The organism is Tessaracoccus yangjingae, from assembly GCF_055326235.1.
Genome location: NZ_JBUZNN010000001.1, coordinates 226,632 through 244,881 on the forward strand (window position 1 = coordinate 226,632; position 18,250 = coordinate 244,881).

Sequence of the window (18,250 nt, forward strand, 5' to 3'; positions counted from 1 at the left end):
TGGTAGATCTCTCCCTGTTCTCCCACACTCACTTGTTCCTTTCGCTTTGAAACCCCCAGGCCCGTGAGAACCTGCAGCGTGAGGCGGGTCAGCTCTCGGCGAGCAGCTGGTAGAGCTTCCGCCTGAGCTCCTCCACCTCCGCCGTCGCCTTGGCGATCAGCTCCTCGTCGCCGCTCTGGGCGATCGTGCCGACGGCGGACCAGGCCTGACCGTAGGCCGCCGCAAGGGCGGCCGCCGGGTGGCCCGCCGCATCGTCCTCCTGCTCCCAGGGCGCGGGGCGCTGGGTTGACTCGGCTTCGGCGCGGCCGGCGTCGGTGATCTCGTACGCCTTGCCCGCCTCGGAGGCGACGAGGCGGATGAGCCCCTCGTCCTCGAGCTGGCTGAGCGCCGGGTAGATCGCGCCGGGGCTGGGCTTCCAGCGCCCGCCGCTGCGGCTCTCAAGCTCCTGGATGATCTGGTAGCCGTTGCGCGGCTGCTCGGCGATCAGGAGCAGGGCCGCGTTGCGGACGTCGCCGCGGCGCGCGCGGCCCCCTCGGCGCCCGCCGAACGGGCCGGGACCGCCAGGGCCGAAGGGCCCGGGGCCGAAACCGCCGGGGCCGAACGGGCCGAAGCCGCCGGGGCCGTGGCCTCCCCTGGGGTGGCCGGGACCGCCGTGGCGGTGGCCGCGACCTCGTCGCTGCCCGCGGGCGTCGTCGCCGCTCTCGTCGGCCGGACGGGCCTCGTTGAACACGGCTCCGAAGAACTGGTGGAGGGCGGCGCGGCCGCCCCATGGGTGTTGCATCGCGTAATCCATCGCGAACTCCTTCTGGATAGTGGGGCCTGCGTGGCCCGTACGTCATCCAGAGTGCACGATAGTTCGCGACATGTCAAAGATATATCGCGAACTATCGAGAAGAAGTCAGGACTTCTTGACGCCCTTGCGTTCCTTGGCGCGCTCGTTGGCGTTGAGGGTGACCTTGCGGATGCGCACCATCGCGGGCGTGACCTCGAGGCACTCGTCGCCGGCGCAGAACTCGAGCGCCTGCTCCATGGACATGTTCTTGGCGGGGATGAGCCGCTCCAGCTCGTCGCCCGTGGAGGAGCGCACGTTGGTGAGCTTCTTCTCCTTGGTGGGGTTGACGTCCATGTCCTCGGCGCGGGGATTCTCGCCCACGATCATGCCCTCGTACACCTCGGCGCCCGGCGGGACGAACATGGTGCCGCGCTCCTGCAGGTTGAACAGGGCGTAGGACGTGGTCAGGCCCATCCGATCCGCCACCAGTGAGCCGGTGGGGCGGGTGCGGAAGTCTCCGGCCCAGGGCTCGTACCCCTCCGCCACGTGGTGCATGATGCCGGTGCCGCGGGTCTCGGTGAGGAACTCCGTGCGGAAGCCGATCAGGCCGCGCGCGGGGATGATGAACTCCATCCGCACCCAGCCCGTGCCGTGGTTGACCATCATCTCCATGCGGCCGCGACGCAGCCCCATCAGCTGGGTGACCACGCCCACGAAGTCCTCGGGGATGTCGACGGTGAGCCGCTCGATGGGCTCGTGCACCTTGCCGTCGACCAGCTTGGTGACCACCTGCGGCTTGCCGACGGTGAGCTCGAAGCTCTCGCGGCGCATCATCTCCACCAGGATGGCCAGCTGCAGCTCGCCTCGGCCCTGGACCTCCCACGTGTCGGGACGCTCGGTGGGGTTCACCCTGATCGACACGTTGCCGACGAGCTCCTGGTCCAGCCGCCCCTTCACCAGGCGGGCGGTGAGGTTCTTGCCGGACTGGCCGGCGAGCGGGGAGGTGTTGATGCCGATGGTCATGGAGATCGACGGCTCGTCGACGTGGATCAGCGGCAGCGGCTTCGGGTTCTCGGGGTCCGAGAGGGTCTCGCCGATCATGATCTGGGGGATGCCCGCGATGGCGACGATGTCGCCGGGGCCGGCCTTCTCCGCGGGCACGCGGTCAAGGGCCTGCGTCATGAGCATCTCGGTGAGCTTGACGGTGGTGATGGTGCCGTCCGACCTGCACCACGAGACCAGCTGCCCGCGCTTCATCTCGCCGGCGATGATGCGGCAGAGGGCGAGCCGGCCAAGGTAGGGCGAGGCGTCGAGGTTGGTGACGTGCGCCTGCAGCACGGCCCCCTCCTCGTACTCGGGGGCGGGGATGTGCTCCATCAGCGCGTCGAACAGCGGCTCGAGGTTGGGGCTGTCCGGCATGCCGCCGTCCTCGGGCTGCGTCATGGACGCGCGGCCCGCCTTGGCCGAGGCGTAGACGATGGGGAAGTCGAGCACGTGGGCGGCGTCGTCGTCGATCAGGTCCATGAAGAGGTCGTAGGTCTCCTCCACGACGGCGGAGATCCGCGCGTCCGGACGGTCCACCTTGTTGACCACCACGATGATCGGGAGGTTCTTGGCCAGCGCCTTGCGCAGCACGAACCGGGTCTGGGGGAGGGGGCCCTCGGAGGCGTCGATGAGCAGGACCACGCCGTCGACCATCTCGAGCCCACGCTCCACCTCGCCGCCGAAGTCGGCGTGGCCGGGGGTGTCGATGATGTTGATCGTGACGCCGGTGCCGTCGGGGCGGATGTGCCGCACGCCGGTGTTCTTCGCGAGGATGGTGATGCCCTTCTCGCGCTCGAGGTCCATCGAGTCCATCACCCGGTTGTTGACGTCAGAGCCTTCGCGGAAGGCACCGGACTGCCACAGCATGGCGTCGACGAGCGTCGTCTTTCCGTGGTCGACGTGGGCGACGATGGCGACGTTGCGCAGGTCTTCGCGTGTGGGCATGAGGCATCTCCGGGGGATCGACGGTGGGGGCCGCGGAGAAGTCTACGGGTCGCGGGGCGCGACCCACGATTCCATGATCCAGCCGTCAGCCCTCGTCGGGCTGCGCGAGCACCTGGTAGGCGGTCTCGGAGGAGTCGCGGAGGAACTGCGCGCAGCGCTCCTGCTCCTCGGTCTCCCCGATCCGCCCCGCCGCGACACTCAAGGCCCACAGCGCCCGCAGGAATCCGCGGTTGGGCTCGTGTTCCCACGGCACCTGGCCGGAGCCCTTCCACCCGTTGCGGCGGAGCGTGTCCAGCCCGCGGTGGTACCCGGTGCGCGCGTAGGCGTAGGCGGCCACCGCGCTGCCGAGGTCCTCCTCGGCCAGGCAGGTCTCGGCGAGCAGCGCCCACACCAGCGACGACGACGGGTGGGCCGCGACCACGTCGAGGAAGCGGTCCCTGCCGTGCTCGGCGATCGCTGCCAGAGCGGGGTCCTCCGGCAGGTGCACGACGACGGTGGAAGCCATCAGGTTGGGGTGCGTCTCGCTCATGCGCCTCAGCCTAGTGGGCACCGTCGGTTCACCGGGGGTGCGAGGGGTCGACGATGACCCAGGGTCACTCCTCGCCGAAGCCCGCCGAGACGAGGGCCACCAGCGCGTCGACGGCCTCGCGGGCCTGCGGTCCGGTGGCGGAGAGCCTGAGAAGGTCGCCCTTGCGGGCGTTGAGCATGGCCAGCCCGACGCTGCTGGCGGCCTTCACCGGCCCGGCGTCGCCGTTGCGGACGCGCACGTCTGCGTCGAACCGCCGCGCCTCGGCCACGAACAGGGCCCCGGGCCTGGCGTGCAGGCCGGTCTCGTTGATGAGGACCACCTCGCCGGTGGCCTCACCGTCGGCCGGGACCGCGGGGGGAGCCGCGACGGGCTCGGAAGCCGTGGGCGGCGGGCCCAGGGCGGACAGCTTGGGCGCCAGGGCGGACTCGGCCTCCTCCGCGACCTCCTCGAGCGACGCGCCGCCGACCGCGCGCACCACCCCGGCCGTCAGCCCCTCGACGAACGGCGCGGAGAGCACGCGCGCGTTGTCCACTCCGGCGAACTCGACGCCCATCTCGGCGCTCATGACCGCCGATCCCATGTCCACGAAGACGACCACGCCGTCGCCCCGGTCCACCTCCGCGATGGCGGCCGCGACGGCCGTGGCGTCGGTGCCGAGCCCGCCGTCGGGCATGCCAGCGGCGATGGCCACGGGGGAGGGCCCCCCGTGGACCATCTGCATGGCCAGCTCGACCGCGGCCTCGGCCAGCGCGCGGCTGTGCGAGACCACGACGATGCCGACCGCCATCAGGCGCCGATCACGTCCACAAGGGCGTCGAACAGGTAGGTCGACGACGTGGCGCCGGGATCCTGGTGACCGGCGGACCGCTCACCCAGGTAGCTCGCGCGACCCTTCTTGGCCACCAGCGGCGTGGCGGCGTCGCGGCCCGCGGCGGCCGACTGGGCCGCCGCCGCCGCGGCGTCGTGCAGCCCAGCCCCGTCCGCCACGGCGGCGTCGAACGCGTCGATGGCCGGCGACAGCGCGTCGACCATCGTCTTGTCGCCCAGCTCGGTCTTGCCTCGTGCCACGAGCCCCTCGAGCCCCGCCCGGAACGCCTTCCCGAACTCGGCCGGGGTGAGTTCCATGACGGACCCGCTGGCCATCCCCATCTTCATCAACAGGGTGCCGTACAGCGGGCCGGCGGTGCCGCCGACCGTGCTGACCAGCGTCATGCCAGCCTTCTTGAACAGGCCGTCGATGGTGGTGGCCTGGTCCAGGTGCTGCACGACGGCCGCGGTGCCGCGGGCCATGTTGGCGCCGTGATCGGCGTCACCGATGGCCGAGTCGAGGTCCGTCAGGAAGACCTTGTTCTCGTCGATGATCGTGGCGTAGCGCCGCAGCCAGTCGGCGAGGAGGTCGAGGGTGAGGTGTTGTTCGGTCACAGACCCCACCGTAGCCCCGCGGTCTTCACGGGGGAGTCCCACAGGCGAATCATGTCGTCGTCGGCCTTGAGCAGGGTCAGCGAGCAGCCGGCCATGTCCAGGCTGGTGATGTAGTTGCCCACCAGGTTCCTGGTCACCTCGACGCCGGCCTCCTTGAGCAGCGCCACGACCTCGCCGTACATGAGGTACAGCTCGATGAGCGGGGTGCCGCCCATGCCGTTGAGCATGGCGATGACGGGGGCGCCGGTGAAGTCGAGGTCGTGCAGGATGGGGTCCACCAGTTGCTTGGCCACCGACTTGGCGTCCGCGATGGGCTCGCGATGGCGGCCGGGCTCGCCGTGGATGCCGATGCCGATCTCGATCTGGTCCTCGGGGAGGTCGAAGGTGGGTTTGCCGGCGGAGGGGACGGTGCACGAGGTGAGCGCCATGCCCATCGAGCGCCCGTTGTCGGCCACCTTCTGCGCCAGCGCGGTGACGGCGGCCAGGTCCTGGCCCTCCTCGGCGGCGGCGCCGACGATCTTCTCCAGCAGCACCGTGGTGCCCACGCCGCGTCGGCCGGCGGTGTACAGCGAGTCCTGCACCGCGACGTCGTCGGCCACGATGACGGTGGACACGGTGATCCCGGCGTCGGTGGCCATCTCTGCGGCCATCTCGAAGTTCATGATGTCGCCGGTGTAGTTCTTGACGATGTGCAGCACGCCCGCGCCGTTGTCGACGACGGTGGTGGCCTCGATCATCTGGTCCGGGGTGGGGGAGGTGAACACCTGGCCCGCGCACGCGGCGTCGAGCATGCCGACCCCGACGAACCCGCCGTGCATGGGCTCGTGGCCGGAGCCGCCTCCGGAGATGATGGCGACCTTGCCCGCCTCCTTGGGGGTGGCGCGGTAGATCACGCGGTTGTCGTGGTCCACCCGGACGTTGGCGTCTGACGCCTCCACGCCCTTGAGGGCGTCGGCGATCACGTCGTCGGGGGAATTGATGAGCTTCTTCACGGGTCCCAACCTCCTGCGTCGTTGCGGGGATTCTCGATCGATACTTTCCCCACCCTTGATGCTAGGCAAGAGCAATGGTCTTTTGTGCAGGATCTGGCGGGCTCGTGCCACTGATGTGCGAAGTCGGGCGCGGATTCGGGGCCGCGACGGCCGCCGTCGGCGATCATGGATGCATGAGCATCGTCACATGCGTCTCCTGCGCCGCCCGCAACCGGGTGCCCGCCGCGGCCACCGGGCTGCCCAGGTGCGGCACGTGCAAGGCTGACCTGCCCTGGCTGGTGGAGGCGACGGACGCCGACTTCGACGCCGTCGTCTCGACGAAGGTTCCGGTCGTGGTGGACCTCTGGGCCCCGTGGTGCGGCCCGTGCCGCATGGTGGCGCCCGTCCTGGAGAAGCTCGCGGTGTCGCGGGCCGGCCGCCTCAAGGTGGTCAAGGTCAACGTGGACCACAACCCGGTGGTGCAGTCCCGGTTCGAGGCCATGAGCATCCCCACCCTGCTGCTCATGCGCGGGGGGCGAGAGGTGTCGCGGCAGGTGGGCGCGCTGCCCCCTGCGCAACTCGAACGGTGGGTAGACCAGCACGCGGGCTGAGTGGTCCCGCAGACCCGTGGTGCGCGGGGAGGTCCGATAGACTCCACCGGTAAGGCCCCCGCTGAGCGCGAGGGGCTTCATCCATGTGTGGAGGAGGCGACATGCCGAGCGTTGTCGTGGTCGGGGCTCAATGGGGAGACGAGGGCAAGGGGAAGGCGACGGACCAGCTGGGTGACCGCGTCGACGTCTGCGTCCGCTACTCCGGCGGCAACAACGCGGGCCACACGCTCGTCGTCGGCGGCGAGAAGTTCGTGCTCCACCTGCTGCCGTCGGGCATCCTCAACCCCAACACCACCACCGTGATCGGCAACGGCGTCGTCGTCGATCTCGACGTGCTGGCCGAGGAGCTCGAGGTGCTGGCCTCGCGCGGCGTGGACGTGCCGCATCCCCTGATCTCGGCCAACGCCCACATCATCACCGAGTACCACAAGGTGCTGGACAAGGTCACCGAGCGCTTCCTCGGCAAGCGCAGGATCGGCACCACGGGTCGCGGCGTCGGGCCCTGCTACTCGGACAAGGTCAACCGCCTCGGCATCCGGATCCAGGATATCCTCGACGAGTCCATCCTCCGTCAGAAGGTGGACGCGGCCCTGGACCAGAAGAACCAGCTGCTGGTGAAGGTCTACAACCGTCGCCCGATCATCGCCGAGGAGATCGTGCAGGCGCTGCTCAAGCACGCCGACACCATCCGTCCCCACATCGTCGACTCCGGCCGCTACGTCAACGACGCGCTGGACGCAGGGAAGGTGGTCCTGTTCGAGGGCGCCCAGGCGCACCACCTCGACGTGGACCAGGGCACCTACCCCTACGTCACGTCGTCCAACCCCACCGCGGCCGGCGCCACCACCGGCGGCGGAGTCGGGCCCACGCGCATCGACCGCACCATCGGCATCGCCAAGGCCTACACCACCCGCGTCGGGGAGGGCCCGTTCCCCACCGAGCTGTTCGACCACGACGGCGAGGAGCTCCGCCGCATCGGCTCCGAGTTCGGCGCCACCACGGGACGCCCGCGGCGCTGCGGCTGGTTCGACGCGCTGCTCGTGGAGCAGGCCGTCAAGATCAACGGCTTCACCGACATCTTCCTCACCAAGCTGGACATCCTGAGCGGCTGGGAGAAGATCCCGGTGTGCGTGGCCTACGAGGTCGACGGAGTGCGCCACGACGTGATGCCCATGACACAGTCGGACTTCCACCATGCCAAGCCCATCTACGAGGAGCTCGACGGCTGGGCCGAGGACATCAGCGGCTGCCGCGCCTTCGACGAACTGCCCCCCACCTGCCAGGCGTACGTGCACAGGCTCGAGGAGCTGATCGGGTGCCGGATCAGCGGCATCGGCGTCGGCCCCGGTCGCGAGCAGTCGGTGGCCATCAACGACCTCATCTGATGTCGCGGGGCTCGTCCACGGCCCGGCTGCTCTGGGCACTGGTGGCCATGATCGCGGTGTTCATGACCGGCACGGTGGTGGTGGCCCTGGGCCAGGAGGACATCGGCTGGGGATGGTGGTGGGCGGTCCCCGTCGGCGGGCTGTTCCTGCTGGCGATCATCGGCTTCAGGGTGCTCGTGCAGCGTTCACAGGAGGCCGCCGAGCGCGAGGATCAGGCGTCCGGGGACTAGGCTGCGCGGGTGAAGATCCTGCTCCTTGGATCCGGCGGGCGCGAGCACGCGCTGGCCCGGTCCCTCGCCGCCGATCCGTCCGTCACCGAGCTGCACGCCGCCCCCGGTAACCCCGGGATCGGGCGTCTCGCCACCCTGCACGCGCTGGACCCGTCGTCCCCCGAGGCCGTGGTGGAGGCCGCCCTGCGGCTGGGCGCGGACCTGGTGGTGATCGGGCCGGAGGCGCCGCTGGTGGCCGGTGTCGCGGACGCGCTGCGCGAGGCGGGCATCGACGCGTTCGGTCCGGGCCGCGAGGCGGCGGTACTCGAGGGGTCGAAGGCGTTCGCCAAGGAGGTCATGGAGGCCGCCGGCGTGCCCACGGCCGCGGCCCGGGTCTGCGAGACCCCCGAGCAGGCCGCCGCGGCCCTCGACGAGTTCGGCGCCCCCTACGTGGTGAAGAACGACGGGCTCGCCGCCGGCAAGGGCGTCGTGGTCACCGACGACCGCGACGCGGCCCTGGCGCACGCGGCCTCGTGCGGGCGCGTGGTGATCGAGGACTACCTGGACGGGCCCGAGGTGTCGCTGTTCGCGATCTGCGACGGCGAGCGCGCGGTCCCGTTGCTTCCGGCACAGGATTACAAGCGCGTCGGCGACGGCGACGCCGGCCCCAACACCGGCGGCATGGGGGCCTACTCGCCGCTGACCTGGGCGGATCCGGGGCTGACCGGCCAGATCATGGACGAGGTGATCGCGCCCACCCTCGCCGAGATGCGCCGCCGCGGCACCCCCTTCATCGGCCTGCTCTACGCCGGGCTGGCGCTCACGTCGAAGGGGCTGCGGGTGGTGGAGTTCAACGTCCGCTTCGGTGACCCGGAGACGCAGGCCGTCCTCGCCCTGCTCGAGACCCCGCTGGCCGGGGTGCTGCGCGCCGCCGCCCGCGGCGAGCTGGAGTCGGTCGGGGAGCTGGCCTGGCGCGAGGGCGCCGCCGTCGTGGTGGTGACGGCCGCGGCCGGGTACCCCGGGACCCCGGCGGCCGGGGGCACGATCGCGCTGCCGGACGACGAGGCGGACGCCTACGTGCTGCACGCGGGCACGCGGCTCGACGGCGACACGCTGGTCGCGGCCGGCGGCCGGGTCCTGGGCACGGTGGGCCGCGGGTCCGACCTCGAGGAGGCGCGCGCCAGGGCCTACGGCCTCCTCTCGCACGTCGGGTACGCCGACGGGTTCCACCGCTCGGACATCGGCACGTTCCACTGACCTGCTCCGGTCGATGATTTCGGCTGGCGCGGACGAGATGGCAGGCTCGGTGGATGATCACACGACGCATCGCCCTCCTCGGGCTCGCCGCTGGCGCGGTCGTCGCGGCCTCCGGCTGCACCGGCACACCCGGTGAGGGTGGGGCCGGCACATCGTCCGGCACTCCGACCAACCCAGCGGCTGAGGCCTCGCCCACCCGGGTCGGGCACCGCGTCGTGGCCAACCCGGACGTCTCGTCGGCCGTGCTTCCGGCAGACGACGCGGGTGCCCTCGCGCTGAGCCGGCTGGTCCTGGCCGAGGCCACCGCCGTGGTGGTGGTGCAGCCGGCTCCCTCGTCGCCGGCCGCTTCGCCGTCGGCGTCTCCGTCGGGATCGCCGAGCGCCGCGCCGTCGCCGAGCGTGGCCCAGGGCGGCGACCTCGAGACGGCTGCCGCGACCGCCGCGGACTGGGGCCTGCCGCTGTTCCTGGCCGGCCCGGAGCTCGCGGCCGAACTCGACCGCCTGCAGACCCGCACCGTCATCTCCTACGGTGCCGGTGCCGACTTCGGGGACCGGGAGGTCCTCGAGCTGCCCAGCGGGCCCCCGACCATCAGGCCCGACGGCGTGCCCGCGACGGCCGAGCCCGCCGCGACACTCGCGCTCCGGCTGACGGGCTCAAGCGTCGGGGCGTCCACCGCCTCGATCCTCTCGGCCGCCGGCATCGAGCTGGGCGAGGTGCCCTTCGCCGATCCCCGCGCGACGGCGGAGTCCGTGGCGCTGGTCAAGGGCGCCACCGGTGGCGTCCTCGGCGTTGGGCCCTTCGGCGACACGGCACGGTTCGCCGCCCGCGTCGAGGCCGCCCGCACCCTGGCCGAGCTGCCCGGCGGCGGGGTGGCGCCGTTCCCCGGCCGCATGATGGTGGCGCTCTACGGGCACCCCTCGGGCGGCACGCTCGGCCTGCTCGGCGAGCAGGGGCCGGCCGAGTCCGTCACCCGGGTCCAGACCATCGCGGCCCAGTACCAGGCGTTCAGCGACGTGCCGGTCATCGGCGCCTTCGAGATCATCACGACGGTGGCCAGCGCCTCCTCGGGCGCCGACGGCGACTACTCCTACGAGACCCCCGTCGAGCAGCTGCTGCCCTACATCGAGGCGGCCGAGGCCGCCGGGATCTACTGCGTGCTCGACCTCCAGCCCGGGCACACCGACTTCCTCACCCAGGCCAAGCGGTACGAGGAGCTGCTCAAGCGGCCCACCGTCGGCCTGGCGCTGGACCCCGAGTGGCGGCTGAAGCCCGGCCAGCGGCACATGACCATCATCGGTCAGGTGACGGTGGAGGAGGTCAACGCCACAGGCGCGTGGCTGGCAGACCTGGTGGCGGCCAACGGCCTCCCGCCGAAGGTGCTCATCCTGCACCAGTTCCAGCAGCGGATGATCGTGGGGCGCGAGCGCCTCGACACCACCCGCGACGAGATCCAGTACCTCGTCCACGCCGACGGCCACGGCAACGCTCCGCTCAAGCAGGAGACCTGGCGCAACCTCAAGGAGGGGCTGCCAGCAGATGTCTGGCTGGGCTGGAAGAACTTCATCGACGAGGACTCCCCGACGATGACGCCCCAGGAGACCATGCAGGACGTGGAGCCGCGCCCCAACTTCGTGTCGTACCAGTAGGTCAGGGCAGCAGCGGGGGAACCGCCTCGCGGGGGTGCTTCAGCCACTGCGTCGGCACACCGAGGCCCTCGGCGAGCTCTCGCGCGCGGGGGCGCAGCTCGCCGCAGAGGTCGTCGACGGTGGCGCTGATCGCCTTGCTCCGGCGCGGGTCGAACACCTCGTGCTCCAGGTACCAGGCGCGGTTCGACTCGATGGTGGCGAGGGCGTACAGGTCGCACACCTTCACCAGGAGCGCCGTGACGTAGTCGTCGTCGCACTGCTCGATCCCCTCGATGAAGGCCTCCAGCACCACGCGGTCCACGTGCGCCTTCGCCGCCTCCAGCATGTGGGTCTGCAGCGCGTTGAGCGCGGCGTTCTGCTGGTCCTCGGGCAGCTTGGTCGCGGCGCGCATCCGCCTGGCCAGCCCCTCGACGACGTGCTTCTCCCGGAACTCGAACATCTGCACGTGCCAGCCGCGGGCCCGCATCCGCTCCGAGTCCGGCTTGCGGTCGGCCACGGCGATGAGGCGGTCGATGAGCGAGCGCGCCGTGGTGCGCTCGAGGACGGTCTGGCCGATCATGGCGGCGGTCTTCTGCGCGGTGCCGCGCATGTCCATGTCTCCCCAGGTGGACTTGTACTCCAGGAGCAGGGCCTTGGCGACGAGCTGCAGCAGGACGGTGTTGTCGCCCTCGAAGGTGGCGAAGATGTCGGCGTCCTGCCTGGCCATGGTGATGCCGTTGTCCGACATGTAGCCGGCGCCGCCGCACGCCTCGCGGGCCTCCTGCATGGAGTCCAGCGCCCAGCGGGTCAGCACAGCCTTCATGCCGGCCGCGCGGGTCTCGAGCTCTCGCGAGGCCCGGACATCCGAGCCGTCGGCGTCCATCACCTGCTGCAGGCGCTGGGCCAGCTCGTTCTGCGCGAAGCCGTAGGCGTATGCCCTGGCCACGTGCGGGAGGAGCCGGCGCTGGTGAGAGAGGTAGTCCAGCAGCAGGATCTCCTCGCCCAGGCCGGGGCGGCGGAACTGCCGTCGTGTGTCGCCGTAGCGCACGGCGATGGTGAGCGCCTTGCGGGCGGCTGAGGCGGCTCCGCCGCCCACGCAGATGCGGCCGCGCACCAGCGTGCCGAGCATGGTGAAGAAGCGCGCGTTCTTGCTCTCGATGGGCGACTGGTAGCGACCCTCCTCGTCGACGCCCCCGTAGCGGTCCAGCAGCATCAGCCGGGGGACGCGGACGTGGTCGAAGGCGATGGTGCCGTTGTCGATGCCGAGCAGCCCGCCCTTGTGCCCGTGGTCCCCGGTTGTGACTCCGGGGAGGTCGCGCCCGGCCTCGTCGCGGATGGGCACCAGCACCACGTGGACGCCCCGGTGCTCGCCGTCGACGACCAGCTGGCCGAACACCGCAGCCATCCGCCCGTCACGGGCGGCGTTGCCGATGTAGGCCTTCGTCGCCGTCGGGGTGGGGGAGTGGACCTCGAACTCGGAGGTCTCCGGCACCCAGGTGATGGTGGTCTCGATGGACTGCACGTCCGAGCCGTGGCCCAGCTCGGTCATGGCGAAGCAGCCGAGGAGCTCGGTGGTGATGGCGCCCGGCAGGAACGTCTCGTGGTGGTACTGCGTGCCGAGGTTGGTGATGGCGCCGCCGAAGAGGCCGTGCTGCACGCCGGTCTTGATGGTCAGCGAGAGGTCTCCCATGGCCACCATCTCGAAGTTGGCCACCGACTCGGCCGTGGTGCCCACGCCGCCCTGGGCGATGGGGAAGCCGGCGGTGACGAAGTTGCGCCGGGAGAGCTTGGCGACCCTGTCGAGGGTCCAGGCACGGGCCTCCTCGACGGTGAGGGCGGTGTCGCGGACGATGTCGTCAGCGCTCACCTCGTCGCGCCAGCGCTGCTTCAGGGCGTGGAACGGTCCGTCCAGCGCCCGGCGCAGGGCCTCGCCGGTGGGGGAGATGGCGGTGCCGTGAGGGGCGGGACGAGGGGCGGGCTGGGTGCTTCGGGTGGCGGTCAGTGTCATGGTGTCAGCTCCTTTGTCTGCGCGGCGAAGGCCGGGGCGAACAGTTGATCGATGTAGTCGACGACCTCGGCGCGGGGCCGTCTGAGGTTGGTGATGATCCAGCGGTCGGCGACCGCCCAGATGAAGCCCACGGCGCCGTGGCCCCATGTGTTGGCGGGCTCCTCGTCGAGCCCGTGGCGCCTGAGCCAGGACCGGAAGGCGTCCGCGACCTCGTTGCCGATGCGGGTGGTGATGCCGAGCACCGGATCGTCGACGGGGGTCTCCCCGGCGGGCCGGGTGGAGACGAACAGGTACAGGTTGCGGTCCCGCTCCACGACGGCGAGGTAGGCGTCTGCCAGCGTGCGCACCAGGTCCCGCGGCTCGAAGGTGACGGCGTCCTCCAGCGGCAGCTTGCGCAGGATGAACTCGTGCACCGACTCCACGACGGCGCGGTACAGGCCGGCCTTGTCCCCGAAGTGGCGGTAGAGGACCGTCTTCGAGGTCTTGCTGAGGGCGGCGATCTCGTCCATGCCCACGGAGGGCCCGTGCTCGCGGATGGCGCGCACGGCGTCCTCCACCAGCGCCCGCCTGCGGAGGCTGTTGTGCTCGTCCCAGCGGGAGGCGCGGCCGTCCGGCTGGGGGGCAGCGGTCACCGTCGGGGGATCGTCGTCGATCTTCATGCAACTCAGAGTACCTGAAACTCTGCGTACCTGCTACTGTGGGTATCGAATACCCCAGCGAGAGGATCAACGTCGATGACACGCACCGCAGTGGTGGTGGGCGGCAACCGCACCCCCTTCGTCAAGGCCGGCGGCAAGTACGCCGAGGCCTCCGCCCAGGACCTGTTGACCGCCGCCCTCGACGGCCTGGTCGCCCGGTTCGGCCTGGCGGGCCAGGAGGTGGGCGAGGTGGTGGCCGGCGCGGTGCTCAAGCACACGCGTGACTTCAACCTCACCCGCGAGGCGGTGCTGGGCTCCGCGCTCTCGCCGCACACCCCCGCGTGTGACCTGCAGCAGGCCTGCGGCACCGGGCTGGAGGCCGTGATCTACGCCTCGAACAAGATCCGCCTGGGCCAGATGGACGTAGCCATCGCCGGTGGCGTGGACTCCGCCTCCGACGCGCCGCTGGTCACCTCCGAGGGGATGCGCAAGGCCATGCTGGCGCTGTCGCGGGCGCGGACGCTGCCGGACAAGCTGGCCGCCCTGGCCCGCATCCGCCCGGCGGACCTGGCGCCTGTGCCACCCGCCGTCGTCGAGCCCCGCACCGGGCTGAGCATGGGCGAGTCCCAGGCGCTGACCACCGCCAAGTGGGGCGTGACACGCGAAGAGCAGGACGACCTGGCGCTCGCCTCGCACCAGAACCTGGCGGCGGCCTGGGACCAGGGCTTCTTCGACGACCTGGTGACGCCGTACCTGAAGGTGTCGCGGGACGCGATCCTGCGCCCGGACACCACGAAGGAGGCGCTGGGGAAGCTGCGCACGGTCTTCGGCAAGGGGGACGAGGCCACGATGACAGCCGGCAACTCGACTGCACTGACCGACGGCGCCGCCCTGGTGCTCCTCGCGGAGGAGGAGTATGCCCGCGGCCGCGGCTGGCCCGTCTGGGCGAGGGTGGTGGACGCGCAGGTGGCCGCCGCGGACTACACGACGGGCAAGGAGGACCTGCTCCTGGCGCCCACGCGCGCCATACCGAAGCTCCTCGAGCGCAACGGCCTCACACTCGCCGACTTCGACTTCCTGGAGATCCACGAGGCGTTCGCCTCCACGGTGCTGGCCACGATCAAGGCGCTGGAGGCTGGCGGCGTAGGCACGGTGGACCGGGCGAAGCTCAACGTGAAGGGCTCCTCGCTGGCGGCGGGCCACCCCTTCGCCGCCACCGGGGGCCGCATCGTCGCCTCGCTGGCGAAGATGCTGCACGAGCGCGGGCCCGGGTCCCGCGGGCTGGTGTCGATCTGCGCGGCCGGCGGCCAGGGCGTCGTCGCGATCCTGGAGGCATGAGATGGACGTGTTGGAGAAGCTGTACGGCACCCCCGCGGGGAAGTTCGTCGCCAGGAAGGCCGGGCTGGCAGACCCGCCGGTGCTGCGGCGCGGACGCGTGATGCCGTCGGGCCCGGTGGTCCTGGGCGCGCTCGACGGTGGGGGCCTGGCGGCGTCGACGTTGGCCCAGCTGGGCGTCGTGCCCGGTGAGGCGCTGCTCGACGTTCCGGAGGCGCGCACCAAGGACGAGAAGGGCCGCGACCAGGCCCCCCGCTACCCGGTGAAGCCCGGCGCGGTCGTCGTCGACGCCACGGGGGTGCGCGAGATCACCCAGCTGGAGGGCATCCGCCAGGTGCTGCGCCCTGCGATGCGCGGGCTTGAAGGCTCTGGGCGGGTGATCATCCTGGCCACCGACGCCCGCGACGTGACCGGGCTGGAGGCCAAGGCCGTGGCCCAGGGCATCGACGGGATCAACCGCACTGTGGCCAAGGAGCTGCGGGGCGGCGCGACGTCGAACCTGGTGTTCGTGCGCACCGGCACCTCGGGCGCGGACCTCGCCTCCACCCTGTCCTTCCTGCTCGAGGGCCGGTCGGCCTTCGTGAGCGGGCAGACGTGGAGGGTGGGCCCGTCAAAGGATCCGCACGAGCTGACCGCGCGCCCGTTCGACGGGCGGGTCGTCGTGGTGACCGGGGCCGCCAGGGGGATCGGCGCTGCGATCGCGCGCACCTTCGCGCGCGACGGGGCGACGGTGGTGGCCGTGGACATCCCCGCGGCCGGGGACGCGCTGGCCAGGGTGGCCAACGCCATCGGCGGCTCGGCCTTGCAGCTGGACATCACCTCGGCCGACGCGGGGGAGCGGATCGCGGCCCACGTGGCACACGTGCACGGGGAGTCCGCCCGGATCTGGGCCCTAGTGCACAACGCAGGCATCACGCGGGACAAGCTGCTGGCCAACCTCGACGAGAAGCGGTGGTCCTCGGTGCTCGACGTCAACCTCGCCGCCGAGATGCGGATCAACGAGTACCTCCTCAACCACGACGTGCCAGGGGGGCTCGGCCAGGCGGCGCGCATCGTCGGGATCGCGTCCACCTCGGGAGTGGCGGGCAACAAGGGGCAGACCAACTACGCCGCCTCCAAGGCCGGCGTCATGGGCCTGGTGTGGGCGATGCGCGACGAGCTCGCGGACCGCCCGATCACCGTCAACGCGGTGGCGCCCGGGTTCATCGAGACCGAGATGACCGCGGCCATCCCCTTCGTGCAGCGCGAGATCTTCCGTCGCTCCAACTCGCTGACCCAGGGCGGCAACCCCGTCGACGTGGCCGAGACCCTGGCCTACCTGTGCGGTCCGTCGTCGGGCGGGGTGGACGGCCAGGTCATCCGGGTGTGCGGCCAGAACCTGGTGGGCGCCTGATGAGCCGCGACGTGCGCGTCCTGCCGAGGCTGCCCGAGCCGTCGGGCGTGCTGGGCAAGGCGGCGCTGGGGATGCTGAAGAAGCCGGGGGAGGTCTCCTCGCTGCCGGACCGGAGCTATCTGGTGATGTCGCACAGAGTGGAGGTGTCGCGGCTGGCTGCGTACTGCGCCGAGACCGGCTTCGCGCTGCGCGACCGGATGCCCGCCACCTGGCTGCACGTGCTGACCTTCCCGCTGCAGATGGAGGTGATGGCGGCCGACGACTTCCCCTTCCCGCTGGCGGGCCTGGTGCACGTCACCAACGAGATGACGCTGCACCGGCCGGTGACGGTCGACGAGCCGCTCCGGATCCTGGTGCGGGCCGAGAACCTTCAGCCGCACGCCAAGGGCGCCACGTTCGACATGGTGGGCGAGATCCACGCGTCCGACGAGCTGGTGTGGCGGGGGGTGTCGGTGTACCTGGCCTCAGGAGCGAAGGTGGCGGGGGAGGCGCCGGCGCCGGTGCGGCTGCAGGCACCGTCGGTGGCGCCGTCGCAGGAGTGGCGGCTGGGCGCGGACCTGGGGCGCCGCTACGCGGCGGTCTCGGGCGACTCGAACCCCATCCACCTCAACCCGCTGACCGCCCGCCTGTTCGGCTTCCCGCGGCCGATCATCCACGGGATGTGGACGCATGCCCGCGCTGTCGCGGCCTTGGGGGGCGGGCTGCCGGACGCCTACACGGTACGGGTGCAGTTCGCCAAGCCCATCCTGCTGCCGGGGAAGGTGCGTTTCGCGGCCTCACAGGACGACGGGGGCTGGAGGTTCGCCGTCGTCAACCGCGAGGGCAAGCCCCACCTCGTGGGTGAGCTGTCGTGAAGCCCTGCCTCTGCGGCGGCGCGGACTGGGGGACGTGTTGCGGGCCGCTGCTGGCCGGTGAGCGTCAGGCGGCCACGGCCGAGGAGCTGATGCGGTCGCGGTATTCCGCGTTCGTGGTGGGCGACGGCGACTACCTGTGGCGCACCTGGCACCCCGCCACCCGCCCCGAGTCGGTGAAGGCGCACGGTGTGGAGTGGACGGGCCTGACGGTTGTGGACGTGGTCGACGGTGGCTTGGACGACAAGGAGGGCGTGGTGGAGTTCGAGGCCGCGCATCGCGACGGGGCGCTGCGGGAACGCTCCCGCTTCGCGCGTCGCGGCGGGCGGTGGATGTACGTCGACGGCGTCTTCCCCGACTCCGCCGCTGATTGACCTCGCCGCAGCGCGTCCCCCGCTGGTTGAGCCGGGCCGAGCCGCGAAGCGGCCAAGCCCGCGCCGAAACCAACCCGCGTTGGCTCACTTTGGACTGGGGTCCCTGGCACTGCGTCCCGCTGCCAGGTGCCGGGAGCCCTGAGTCGAGGCCCGTGCGGCCCTTGTCCGGCGTCTGCTTCTCGGCCGCGTGCTTGGCTGTGGTCGGGTAATTGAGGCCGCCCGGGCCTCGTCTCACGTCTCCCTGCACTCGTCTACCTGTGGCGTGGTCGGCTCCGGGCGGGTGCCGGCAGGGCGGCCCTGGCTAGGGTCTGCTTCAGGCGGGTTCTTCCGGGTGCCCCTCGGGCTGGGCATGCCTGCGCCCAGCCGCCCTGCCGTCCCCCACCCTCGCGCACACCTCACGCCCCTGCTCGCCTCGAGACCTGCCCCCTTCCGACGCTGGTTGAGCCGCGCCGAGCCGCCTGCGGCTCAGCGCGTGTCGACTTGGGCTGTGCGGGGCCTTTTCCGACAGCTGGTTGAGCCGCGCCGAGCCGTCCCCTTCCGCTGGTTGAGCCGCGCCGAGCCGCCTGCGGCTCAGCGCGTGTCGAAACCCGCGTTGGCTCACTTTGGACTGGGGTCCCTGGCACTGCGTCCCGCTGCCAGGTGCCGGCAGCCCTGACACGAGGCCCGTGCGGCCCTTGTCCGCCGTCACCTTGTTGGCCGCGTGTTGGTCTTGGGTTGGGTAGTTGAGGCCGCCCGGGCCTCGTCTCACGTCTCCCTGCACTCGTCTGCCCATGGCGTGGTCGGCTCCGGGCGTGTGCCGGCAGGGCGGCCCTGGCTTGAGCCTGCTTCAGGCGGGTTCTTCCGGGTGCCCCTCGGGCTGGGCATCCCTGCGCCCAGCCGCC

17 protein-coding genes and 1 pseudogene are annotated in these 18,250 nt (G+C 71.4%); 9 read left to right on the forward strand and 9 right to left on the reverse strand.

What is annotated here, in order from left to right:
• Nucleotides 1-88: 88 nt before the first annotated feature.
• From ACZK5D_RS01065 to dhaK, 7 genes and pseudogenes are all read right to left on the reverse strand, one after another.
• Nucleotides 89-793, reverse strand: coding sequence for a PadR family transcriptional regulator (locus ACZK5D_RS01065; RefSeq protein WP_458994707.1), 705 nt, complete (start codon nt 791-793; stop codon nt 89-91).
• A 105-nt stretch (nt 794-898) separates the two neighbouring features.
• Entirely contained in the window at nt 899-2,761 is a 1,863-nt protein-coding gene (gene typA / locus ACZK5D_RS01070) for a translational GTPase TypA (protein ID WP_458994706.1), read from the reverse strand.
• 85 nt (nt 2,762-2,846) lie between these two features.
• Nucleotides 2,847-3,290, reverse strand: coding sequence for a DUF3151 domain-containing protein (locus ACZK5D_RS01075; protein WP_458994705.1), 444 nt, complete (start codon nt 3,288-3,290; stop codon nt 2,847-2,849).
• A 64-nt stretch (nt 3,291-3,354) separates the two neighbouring features.
• Nucleotides 3,355-3,609, reverse strand: a complete 255-nt coding sequence (locus tag ACZK5D_RS01080) for an HPr family phosphocarrier protein (protein WP_458996572.1) — start codon at nt 3,607-3,609, stop codon at nt 3,355-3,357.
• Between the two features lie 75 nt (nt 3,610-3,684).
• Nucleotides 3,685-4,077: pseudogene (dhaM, locus tag ACZK5D_RS01085) on the reverse strand (dihydroxyacetone kinase phosphoryl donor subunit DhaM); the annotation flags it as partial.
• Nucleotides 4,077-4,712: a dihydroxyacetone kinase subunit DhaL gene (dhaL, locus tag ACZK5D_RS01090; RefSeq protein WP_458994704.1), complete on the reverse strand. Its 636-nt coding sequence runs from the start codon at nt 4,710-4,712 to the stop codon at nt 4,077-4,079. The pseudogene dhaM and the gene dhaL, both read right to left, overlap by 1 nt.
• Nucleotides 4,709-5,704 carry a dihydroxyacetone kinase subunit DhaK gene (gene dhaK, locus ACZK5D_RS01095; RefSeq protein ID WP_458994703.1) on the reverse strand — a complete coding sequence of 332 codons (996 nt, stop codon included), beginning with the start codon at nt 5,702-5,704 and terminating at the stop codon, nt 4,709-4,711. Before dhaK ends, dhaL begins: the two co-directional genes overlap by 4 nt.
• Before the next feature lie 173 nt (nt 5,705-5,877).
• Here dhaK and trxA point away from each other — a divergent pair, with 173 nt between their 5' ends.
• From trxA to ACZK5D_RS01120, 5 genes are all read left to right on the forward strand, one after another.
• Nucleotides 5,878-6,294: a thioredoxin gene (trxA, locus tag ACZK5D_RS01100; protein ID WP_458994702.1), complete on the forward strand. Its 417-nt coding sequence runs from the start codon at nt 5,878-5,880 to the stop codon at nt 6,292-6,294.
• Between the two features lie 101 nt (nt 6,295-6,395).
• Nucleotides 6,396-7,679, forward strand: a complete 1,284-nt coding sequence (locus ACZK5D_RS01105) for an adenylosuccinate synthase (protein WP_458994701.1) — start codon at nt 6,396-6,398, stop codon at nt 7,677-7,679.
• Entirely contained in the window at nt 7,679-7,909 is a 231-nt protein-coding gene (locus ACZK5D_RS01110; RefSeq protein WP_458994700.1) for a hypothetical protein, read from the forward strand. Before ACZK5D_RS01105 ends, ACZK5D_RS01110 begins: the two co-directional genes overlap by 1 nt.
• A 9-nt stretch (nt 7,910-7,918) precedes the next feature.
• Entirely contained in the window at nt 7,919-9,145 is a 1,227-nt protein-coding gene (gene purD, locus ACZK5D_RS01115) for a phosphoribosylamine--glycine ligase (RefSeq protein ID WP_458994699.1), read from the forward strand.
• Between the two features lie 53 nt (nt 9,146-9,198).
• Entirely contained in the window at nt 9,199-10,791 is a 1,593-nt protein-coding gene (locus ACZK5D_RS01120) for a hypothetical protein (RefSeq protein WP_463663958.1), read from the forward strand.
• Nucleotide 10,792: 1 nt separating this feature from the next.
• Here ACZK5D_RS01120 and ACZK5D_RS01125 read toward each other — a convergent pair whose 3' ends face one another.
• Both ACZK5D_RS01125 and ACZK5D_RS01130 read right to left on the reverse strand, forming a co-directional pair.
• Nucleotides 10,793-12,778 (reverse strand): acyl-CoA dehydrogenase family protein, encoded by a 1,986-nt coding sequence (locus tag ACZK5D_RS01125; RefSeq protein ID WP_458994697.1) that lies wholly within the window; start codon nt 12,776-12,778, stop codon nt 10,793-10,795.
• Nucleotides 12,775-13,437, reverse strand: a complete 663-nt coding sequence (locus tag ACZK5D_RS01130) for a TetR/AcrR family transcriptional regulator (RefSeq protein WP_463663959.1) — start codon at nt 13,435-13,437, stop codon at nt 12,775-12,777. Before ACZK5D_RS01130 ends, ACZK5D_RS01125 begins: the two co-directional genes overlap by 4 nt.
• 75 nt (nt 13,438-13,512) lie before the next feature.
• Here ACZK5D_RS01130 and ACZK5D_RS01135 point away from each other — a divergent pair, with 75 nt between their 5' ends.
• Genes ACZK5D_RS01135 through ACZK5D_RS01150 form a run of 4 tightly spaced genes read left to right on the forward strand, consistent with a single transcriptional unit; the run spans nt 13,513 to nt 17,369 of the window.
• The gene (locus ACZK5D_RS01135) at nt 13,513-14,754 is read left to right on the forward strand and encodes an acetyl-CoA C-acetyltransferase (protein ID WP_463663960.1); all 1,242 of its coding nucleotides are present in this window, start codon (nt 13,513-13,515) and stop codon (nt 14,752-14,754) included.
• Nucleotides 14,755-14,761: 7 nt separating this feature from the next.
• Nucleotides 14,762-16,144, forward strand: coding sequence for a 3-oxoacyl-ACP reductase (locus tag ACZK5D_RS01140; RefSeq protein ID WP_463663961.1), 1,383 nt, complete (start codon nt 14,762-14,764; stop codon nt 16,142-16,144).
• Complete coding sequence (locus ACZK5D_RS01145; protein WP_458994693.1) at nt 16,144-16,998, forward strand: MaoC family dehydratase; 855 nt, start codon at nt 16,144-16,146, stop codon at nt 16,996-16,998. The genes ACZK5D_RS01140 and ACZK5D_RS01145 overlap by 1 nt, the downstream gene beginning before the upstream one ends.
• Complete coding sequence (locus tag ACZK5D_RS01150; RefSeq protein ID WP_463663962.1) at nt 16,995-17,369, forward strand: YchJ family protein; 375 nt, start codon at nt 16,995-16,997, stop codon at nt 17,367-17,369. The genes ACZK5D_RS01145 and ACZK5D_RS01150 overlap by 4 nt, the downstream gene beginning before the upstream one ends.
• Nucleotides 17,370-18,250 lie beyond the last annotated feature (881 nt).